Raw genomic sequence first — 8,492 nt, forward strand, 5'->3', positions numbered from 1 at the left:
GCATTGAAGGTTGCTCGACGTTGCGGCGGACTGGGCGGCCGCAATGGCGGCTTCCAGTGTGCCCTCTGGCAGGGCATCAGGCCGATAGGCTCTGACCGAGCGATGGGAGAGAAGGCTGTCGAGAACAGCGCTCTGGCAGATGGGGGCCGCGTTTTGCGACGTCTCGAGTGATGCGGGGAGGGGCGAGCGGTAACGCTGCTGCCAGAGCGAGGAGAGGCGATCTGTCATGACGAGGCTCCATCAGAACGGGGCCTGCCATGACCGCCAGGACGTATCGGGGGGACAAGGCGTCCCCCACGGGTCATACGCGTCGGCTGTCTGGCCTTGGGCTGGCCCTCAGGCCGGGTAGGTTAGAAGCGAATGGAGGGGGGCGTCCAGCTTCTCACGGCCGCCCAGACCGTCAAGCTCGACCAGAACCGATGTGCCCACAACCTCGGCCCCGACATTCTTCAGCAGGCGGATCGAGGCGGCGAGCGTGCCACCCGTGGCAAGCAGATCGTCCAGCACCACCACGCGCTGACCGGGCTTGATCGCGTCTTCCTGGATATGCAGCTCGTCCTGACCGTATTCCAGCCCGTATCTCAGCGAGATGGTCTTGCCCGGCAGCTTGCCCGGCTTGCGCAGCATGATGAAACCACAGCCAAGGCGCATAGCAACGGGCGCCGCCGTGAGGAAGCCGCGGCTTTCGATCCCGGCCAGCAGATCGGGCTGCCACGGTGCGATGGCGCGGGCCAGACGGGCTGTCGCGATCTGCCAGGCATCGGCGTTACGGATGAGGGTGGAGATATCGTAAAACAGGATACCGGGCTTGGGGAAATCCGGGATCTCGCGAATATACTTCTTGAGGTCGAGTTCGGGCTGATCGCCATGAATCGGTGTCTGGGTCATGTTCCTGCTTCTCTTCCCTGCTTTACAAGATCATCAAAAGGCGCGGCATCTAGCCGGTTCGGGTCTCGAAAGTAAATGTCAGACTGCGCGCGCCGTGGCCTTTTCAATGGCCTCAAGCAGGGCAGCCCGCCGGAAAGGCTTGGGCAGGATCACCGCGCCGGGTACCAGATCATCGCGGGCAGTATCATCATCGAAATCTCCCGAGATCAGGATGACGGGTAGTGCGGGCTGAGCCTTGCGCAGATGCAGGGATAGCGCATCGCCCCCCATGTCACCGGGCAGATTGAGATCGGTGATGATCAGGCCGGGGGCATCAGAGCCCGCAAGCGCAATGGCCTGCTGGGCTGAGCCGGCCCGAAGGATCGTCTTGCCAAGGGTGGAGAGGATCGTCTCAACGATCAGGGCGACAGAATCGTCATCCTCGACAAGAAGGACAGGCGAATCGGACATGCGTTAACTCTCCACCATTGGGCCAGACGATCATTTTGCTGACGATACCGTCTTGTGGCCGTGGGGGCGCAATATGGCAAATACGCCCATCATCAACCCGGCAAAAAGCATGAGCGCTGCCATGGGCATCGGGCTGTTGGCTGGCAGAAGGCCGATTGCCGTGCTGGCGAGCGATCCCAGCGCATATTGCATGGTGCCGGCAAAAGCCGAGGCGCTCCCTGCAAACTGCGACTGGTTGCTGAGTGCGCCGACCATCGCATTGGGGCCGATAATGCCGGTCATGCCCAGAGTGATCATCATGCAGCCCACGATAGGAATGAGCATGACAGGACGGATATGATGTGTCGGGCCGGGATATTGCTCGGCCAGCATCACCACGACCAGCAACGCGATGGCCCCCAGAATCGAAATGGCCAGCGCCCAGCCCAGCATGGCCGATGAGCTGACACGTCCTACCAAAGCCCCGTTGATCTGTGACGACCCGATCATGCAGACCGCAAACAGGCCGAACAACATGCCGTAATGGGCGGGCGTAAAACCAAAGATATGCTCGAATACGGTCGGCGCGGCTGTGAGATAGGTAAAGGAGAGGAAGCCGCAGAAGCCCCAGACCAGGGCATTGGTGATGAAGCAGCGCTCACGGGCGATGGAAAGATAGCGATGCAGCAGGGAGAGGGGGCGCAGCTCGCGCCGGCTTTCAGGCGGCAGCGTCTCGGGAAAGGCGCGCAGCAGCAGCAGGACACACAGGCCGCCATAGACAGCCGAGACCCAGAAAATGGCCCGCCAGCTGATATAGTCGAGCGCGATGCCACCCAGCATCGGGGCCAGAATGGGCACAATTCCCTGTATCAGAATGAGCTTCGACATCAGCTTTGCGGCCTCGTTTCCCGTGGAAACGTCCCGCACGCAGGCACTCGGGATCACGATACTGGCCGATGCGGCGATGGCCGCAATGAGCCGGAAGAAGCACATGGCGCTCATGGTGGTCGCCATGGCGCAGCCGACACTGCCTGCCGTATAGACGATCATGCCAAGCAGCATCGGGATGCGCCGTCCGAAGCGATCTGCCAGCGGCCCCATGCTGATCTGCCCGATGGCAAGCCCCACCATCCACGCTGAAAGCGTCATGCCAGCACTTCCTGCGGGGGAATGCAGTGACTTCTCGAGCGCGGGGAAGGCGGGCAGGTAGATATCGGTCGAGACCGGCCCCACCGCAGTCAGAAACCCGAGCAGCAGGGGCAGCCAGCTGGGCATGACAACAGGCGGTTGAGTTGAGTCGGTCTGACGCCCCGATGTTGGGGCAACAGAAAGAGAGATCCCGTCGGGAGAGGCCATGAGGCGCTCCTGCTGGATAAAGGACTATGAGATAAGGACGAATGCCCCGTTTCGGCCGGGCGTCACGCTCATCAAGCGCAACAGGGAGAAGGCAGTTTTAAGAAGGCAGTTTTCTGGCCAGTCTCTGGCGATGACGTGTCAGATATCGCAGCCCGGCCGTTTTTCAATGATTTTTTTGACCTGCCGCAAATATCACCCATGAGAATTCCCTCTCCAGAGTCAATTTCGAGCGCGGAGCAGGGGCATATCACACAGGCTGATCTGGGTCGGCCTTGTCCGCCAAATGGGCGAGGGCACTACCCTCTCGACGCGCTCTGGCGAGCAGGAACCAGGCCAGAAAGGATGATCCGGCAAAAAGCAGTAATCCGAGACCAATCTGGATATTCTGCCCAAGCTGCGCCCCGGCACCGATCAGGACAAAAACCAGATTCTGGGGGATTGCGCCCAGCAACGTGGCCCAGCCGAAAGCGGCCAGCGGTACACCATAGAGTCCAGCCGCCGCCGTAACCATGATGGCAGATCCAACGGGCAGGAGCCGCAAGGTCAGCACAGCCTGAAAAGGCGAGTGCGCCAGAACATGCCCGATAAGCTGCAGCCTCCCCCTGAAGCGCGCCTGCCAGCGCTCACGCGTTTGGGGCGAAGCCAGACGGCGCATCCATATAAAGCCGAGCAGGGCACCCGTGAGCGAGGCAATGGTGGACAGGGCAAAGCCGACGACCGCGCCGAATACCAGCCCGGCCGCAAGACAAAGCGCCTGACGCGGCAGCCCGAACAGGCTGTAGGGGATACCGATCAGCAGGAAGAGCACCGGCGCGGCGGAATTGTTTTTCCAGCCTTCGATCAGGGTCAGCACAGAGCGTGTCACCTGAAATTCGCGTGCGATCACAAGTAGCCCCACCAGAACGATAATCGTGAGTGCGGGCTTCCAGAGATTTCTGGGCGGCGCGCGGTCGGCGGGGCGGAAAGCAGGCAGGGCAAGGCTCCATTGCGGGATATGCGGAGCGATTAGCAGCCCATGAGCGCTTTAGGAAGCGCGCCATGATGCAGATAGGTAACAGTGCGTGACGATTCTGTCATGGCCGCGCAATTGTCACGTAGCTTTCGTTGCTGTTGCTCAACGTAACTGGTAGCCGGGAAGTAGGTTTCTGTCCGATATCGTAACGATATTGTCGACGTCGAATAGAACCCGTCCTTTTTGTCCAGTGCCGAGGGAAACGCCACTCTATGTCGTCCAGTTTCACGCATCGTTGTCTTATGATGCTTCTTGCAGGCACAGCCCTTGCAGGCAGCGTCCAGGTATCGACCGCCGCGCCGACCCGTAACAAGCACCATGCGTCCACACACCGGACGACAAAAGCCAGGCCCGTAGCAGCCTCGTCTGTTACAACGGCACCGGCTGCGGGTACTGTTGCCCCCGCCATGCGCCCGGCGCCTCAGCCGGTCATGGCCCGCTCGCAACCTGAAGAAATTGCAGTCACGGGCCGTAGCAGCCGTAGCCGTCAGCCGGGTGCTGGCCTGCTGCGCGTCGAGACGGCCCCCAAGGCTGTGCAGACCATTACGCATGACTTCATTGCCAAGCTGGCGCCAAGCGTGAACCTGCAGCAGGTCATCGCCATGATGCCTGCCGCGAACGTCACCCAGGCCGATCCTTTCGGTCTCTATACGGGTCAGACCAACGTGCGTGGCTTTGACACCACGGAAATCGGCTGGCTGCTCGATGGCGCGCCGCTGAACGATATCGGTGGTGGCCAGTTTTACGCCAACGAAGTGCTCGAATCCGAAAACCTCGAGAGCGTCTCGATGCAGCCGGGCTCGGTCAATCTCGATACCCCGGTGCTGAGCGCCTCGGCTGGTATGACGACCATGACCATGAGCAATCCGACGCATCGCTTCGGCGGGGTAATGGATGTGTCTTTCGGCTCGTTCGACACGTTCCGTCAGTTCATTCGCCTGAACTCCGGTGATATCGGCAATAGCGGCGTACGCGCCATGTTTGCGTTCAGCCACACCAAGGGCAACACGTGGCGTGGCCCCGGCCAGGCCGAGAAGTACCACTACGATTTCAAGATGGTGAAGGACTTCCGCAACGGAAGCCATACCGGTCTGACCGTAGCCTATAACGACCAGACCAACGATTTCTATCTGGCCCCGAATCTGAGCCAGTGGCGCACGACCGGTTATTCAACCAACTACGCCACGGATTATGCAGGTCCGACCGCAGCGGGTGCGAATTATTACAAGCTGCACGTCAACCCGTTCGAGAACGTGGTTGCAGCCCTGCCGACCCATATCGTCATCACGCCCAAGCTGACGCTCGAGGATTCGCTGTATTTCTGGCACGGCATCGGCAACGGCACGGGTGCTTCGGTCATCAATGCCTCCAGCTATATGGGCAACCAGGCCGTCAAGCTCGATCTGGGTGGTGCCAAGAGCGCTCTGGCGCTGGCCCCGTCGAATCAGGAGCAGTTCCGCACCGGCAATACCATCTCGCTGCATTACAAGCCCGATCATCACCACGATATCTCGCTGGGCTGGTGGTACGAATACGCCAATCTCTACCAGTATTCGCCCTATGGCATCGTGAACCAGTCGACCGGTGAGGCGAACAACATCTGGGGTACCACGGACGTCATCAAGACGACCACAGGCCAGCCTTTCCGCGCCCGTGACTTCCTGTCGCTCACGCAGGTTAACATGATCTTCATCGGCGACACGATGAAGTACTTCAATGACCGCCTGAACATTCAGATCGGCTTCAAGGAAGCGATGGTCACCCGTCGTATGTACAACTACACGCCGGGCACGCAGTACAACCGCAACCTGCATACGCCCGAGCCACTGCCGCAGATCGGCATCGCCTGGAACTTCAACAAGGAGCACCAGATCTACGTGTCGGGCAGCACCAACTTCAAGGCGCCGTCCAACACCTCGCTGGTCGATTACTACAACACGGCAGGCGCCCAGACCCAGAAGGGCGGGGCCTCCAAGCCGGAATACACCATTCAGGAAGAGCTGGGTTACCGCTATAACGGTGAGCTGATCGTCGGCTCGATCTCGTTCTTCAACTATAACCTGACCAACCGTCAGCAGACCCTCAACTACTATGACGGGACGGCAGGCGCGAGCTACAGCCAGACGGTCAACGCTGGTGGCCAGACCACGCGTGGTGTCGATATCCAGATCGCCACACGCGCCTGGCACCATATCCGTCCCTATGCGACGTTCGAATATCTGCACTCGACGATCGACAACAACATTCGCGTAGGCCGTGACCTGCTGCCGACGGCTGGCAAGATTGCCATTCGTTCGCCGTCCAAGCAGGCCAAGTTCGGCCTCGATTATGACGATGGTAGCTTCTGGTTCTCGGGTCAGGTCATCTATGTCGGCAAGCAATATGCCAGCTTCATGAATGACAGCTCGATCCCGCAATATGTCACCAACCAGGTGGGTATCGGCTATCGCTTCAAGAACAAGGGTTTCATGAAGTCACCGCAGATCCAGCTGAACATGACCAACCTTACGGGCGCCAAGTTCCGCAACGGCGTGTATGGCTTCACCACCAACCTGAACCCGACCAAGGGTGTGTATGGCACCATGATCGCTTCCGGTGGTCAGCCGTCCTACTACCTCAACCCGCCGTTCTCGGCGATGGTCACGCTCTCAACCGGGTTCTGATCATTCTGCAAGGGCCGCAACCGTCCAGCCAAAATGGCTGGCGGTTGGCTCGGGGGTGATCTCGCATTGCAGCCCCCTGCGGCCTGCATTTACAAAGATTGTTTCCTGCTCAAGCGCGTGTCGGTCCAGAAGGATCGGCACGCGCTTTTTTTGTCCGAATGGGCTGATGCCACCAGTCTTGTAGGCTGTCAGGCGCTCAGCATCGGGCGGGGCCATCATGGCGGCCGATTTGCCGCCCAACGCGGCCGCAACAGCCTTGAGGTGCAGCTTATGGTCCGAGCGGATAACCGCGCAGGCGGGTTTGTCCTTGTCCACCCAGACCATCAATGTCTTGAAAACGCGCTCCGGTGCGACACCGAGTGACTCCGCTGCCTGCAGACCCTTGCGACTGGCATCGGGGTCGTAGTCATGGCTGTGCAGCGTGTAGGCAATACCCTCTTTTTCCAGAAGGGCGAGGCCAGGTGTCTGGCCAGAGGCGGGTTTCATCAGATTGTCTCCCGAGGGTGGGTGTCAGACGACCATCAGAAAACCGGACCCTTATTCTGTCAAACCGGCCTCAGCCCTGTTCCACCTCGACGGGTTGGGGCAGGGGCTTGCGGCGCAGGAATGCCAGCACGTTGCCAAGCAGGATCAGGACCAGCCCTGCCAGCATGGGAATGGACCAGTGAACCTGCTCGAAGAAGGCAGACATGCCCAGCGCAATGACGGGGGAGAGAATGGTGGCATAGGCGGCCTTGTCGGCCCCGATGCGACGAACCAGTTCGAGATAGAACAGAAAACCTGCCACCGAGCCGAACAGGGCCAGATAGAGCAGGCCACCCAGCCAGCGTGCCGTAAGCGGGAAACCATAACCATGCCCTGACAGCGGGATGATGACCGCCAGCAAGGTCGCGCCACAGATCATGCCCCAGAAGATGGTGTTGGTCAGACTGATGTCGAACCGGGCGAGATGACGCGAGAGCATGTTGCCGCAGGAGAACAGGAAGGTGCCCAGAAGGGCAAAGCCCATGCCTGCAAGCATCAGATGCCAGTTTTCATGCGCCATATCTCCGGCCAGAAGCAGGGCCACGCCACAGACACCCAGAATACCGCCAGCCAGCACGCGCAGATCGGGCGTCTTGCGAAAGAACAGCCAGAGATTGAGCGTATTGAACAGGGTGGCCATGCTGAACACCACCGAGACGGTACCGCTCGGCAGATAGAGTTCCGAACTGTAGATGCCAAGGAAGTTGCAGGAGAACAGACAGACGCCCATTCCTGCGATCCAGGGCCATGCCGGTCTGGGCGGAAGGCGCAGTTTGCCTGTCAACGCCAGTCCGCCCCCGATCAGGGTTGCTGACAGGACGAATCGCCAGAAAATAGCCACATCGGCGGTCGTGCCACCAATCTGGAGATGAATGGCAAACCAGGTGAGCCCCCAGAGAATGACGACGGCGAAAAACAGGAAGGGGGCCATTCTGGATCTTTCTTGATTGGGGCGTCAGGGTTTGCTCACATTACGAGATCGGGGAATTAAAAAAAGACGGGTTTTGTCTGGAAACAGGGCGATCGATGCGACTTTGTTCCGGATGCCGCGTTGAGAAGGCCGTGCTGCCCTGCGCAGGCATCCCGGCGGCGACATCAGGGTCGATCTTCCGGAGGGATGACCGAGGGGCAGGGCCCAGCGAGAAGGAACAGCGTCATGAGCTCATTCACGGATAAGGTCAGCGGCACCGTCAAGCAGGTCGTCGGCTCGATCAAGGAAGAAACCGGAAAGCTGACCCATAACGAGAAGCTGGAGGCCGAAGGTGCCGCCCAGAATCTCGAAGGCAAGGCCGAAAAGACCAAGGGTGACGTCAAGAGTGCTGTCAATAACGGCATCGACAGCGTTAAGGACGGCTTCAACAAGCTCTGAGCCTCACTCACGAAAAACGCCCCGCAGCCTCTGCGGGGCGTTTTTGCGTTTTGCGCCTGTGTCGCTTGTCCCCCGCGCCATGAGCGCTGGTTCGATGATATGGCGATCAAGCAGGCAGGGGCAGCACTCCACAATGGCGGAGCGGCTCACGATAACCCGCTCTCTGTATCCTCCCCTTCGCATTGTAAGACGGATGACCGGACGGGGTTGGCGGTGAGGATTGAGGCGGTTCGCGTTGGTGGTCATTTGA

9 protein-coding genes are annotated in these 8,492 nt (G+C 59.9%); 2 read left to right on the forward strand and 7 right to left on the reverse strand.

The features are described from left to right. The 5 genes from P792_RS38300 to P792_RS24165 all read right to left on the reverse strand — a co-directional run. The coding region (locus P792_RS38300; protein WP_035439376.1) for a nitroreductase family protein at positions 1-228 on the reverse strand (228 nt) is incomplete at its 3' end. Positions 229-336: 108 nt separating this feature from the next. Further along, a complete protein-coding gene (locus P792_RS24150; RefSeq protein ID WP_023977855.1) occupies positions 337-888 on the reverse strand; it encodes an adenine phosphoribosyltransferase in 552 nt (183 codons plus the stop codon). 78 nt (positions 889-966) lie between these two features. Beyond that, positions 967-1,338 carry a response regulator gene (locus P792_RS24155; protein ID WP_023977856.1) on the reverse strand — a complete coding sequence of 124 codons (372 nt, stop codon included), beginning with the start codon at positions 1,336-1,338 and terminating at the stop codon, positions 967-969. 30 nt (positions 1,339-1,368) lie between these two features. After that, on the reverse strand, positions 1,369-2,673 hold the full coding sequence (locus P792_RS24160) for a multidrug effflux MFS transporter (protein WP_035439377.1): 1,305 nt from the start codon (positions 2,671-2,673) through the stop codon (positions 1,369-1,371). Between the two features lie 247 nt (positions 2,674-2,920). Beyond that, positions 2,921-3,571 (reverse strand): TVP38/TMEM64 family protein, encoded by a 651-nt coding sequence (locus P792_RS24165; protein WP_023977858.1) that lies wholly within the window; start codon positions 3,569-3,571, stop codon positions 2,921-2,923. A 326-nt stretch (positions 3,572-3,897) separates the two neighbouring features. Between P792_RS24165 and P792_RS24170 the strand changes: the two genes are divergently transcribed. Continuing rightward, complete coding sequence (locus tag P792_RS24170; protein WP_023977859.1) at positions 3,898-6,348, forward strand: TonB-dependent receptor; 2,451 nt, start codon at positions 3,898-3,900, stop codon at positions 6,346-6,348. Here P792_RS24170 and ybaK read toward each other — a convergent pair whose 3' ends face one another. Together ybaK and P792_RS24180 are read right to left on the reverse strand one after the other, a co-directional pair. Next, a complete protein-coding gene (gene ybaK / locus P792_RS24175) occupies positions 6,349-6,834 on the reverse strand; it encodes a Cys-tRNA(Pro) deacylase (protein ID WP_051395801.1) in 486 nt (161 codons plus the stop codon). Between the two features lie 70 nt (positions 6,835-6,904). Then, complete coding sequence (locus P792_RS24180) at positions 6,905-7,804, reverse strand: DMT family transporter (protein WP_023977861.1); 900 nt, start codon at positions 7,802-7,804, stop codon at positions 6,905-6,907. Between the two features lie 225 nt (positions 7,805-8,029). Here P792_RS24180 and P792_RS24185 point away from each other — a divergent pair, with 225 nt between their 5' ends. Continuing rightward, positions 8,030-8,242, forward strand: a complete 213-nt coding sequence (locus P792_RS24185) for a CsbD family protein (protein WP_023977862.1) — start codon at positions 8,030-8,032, stop codon at positions 8,240-8,242. The last annotated feature ends 250 nt before the right edge of the window (positions 8,243-8,492 follow it).

It is taken from the genome of Asaia sp. SF2.1, from assembly GCF_000505765.1.
Taxonomy (GTDB): Bacteria; Pseudomonadota; Alphaproteobacteria; order Acetobacterales; family Acetobacteraceae; genus Asaia; species Asaia bogorensis.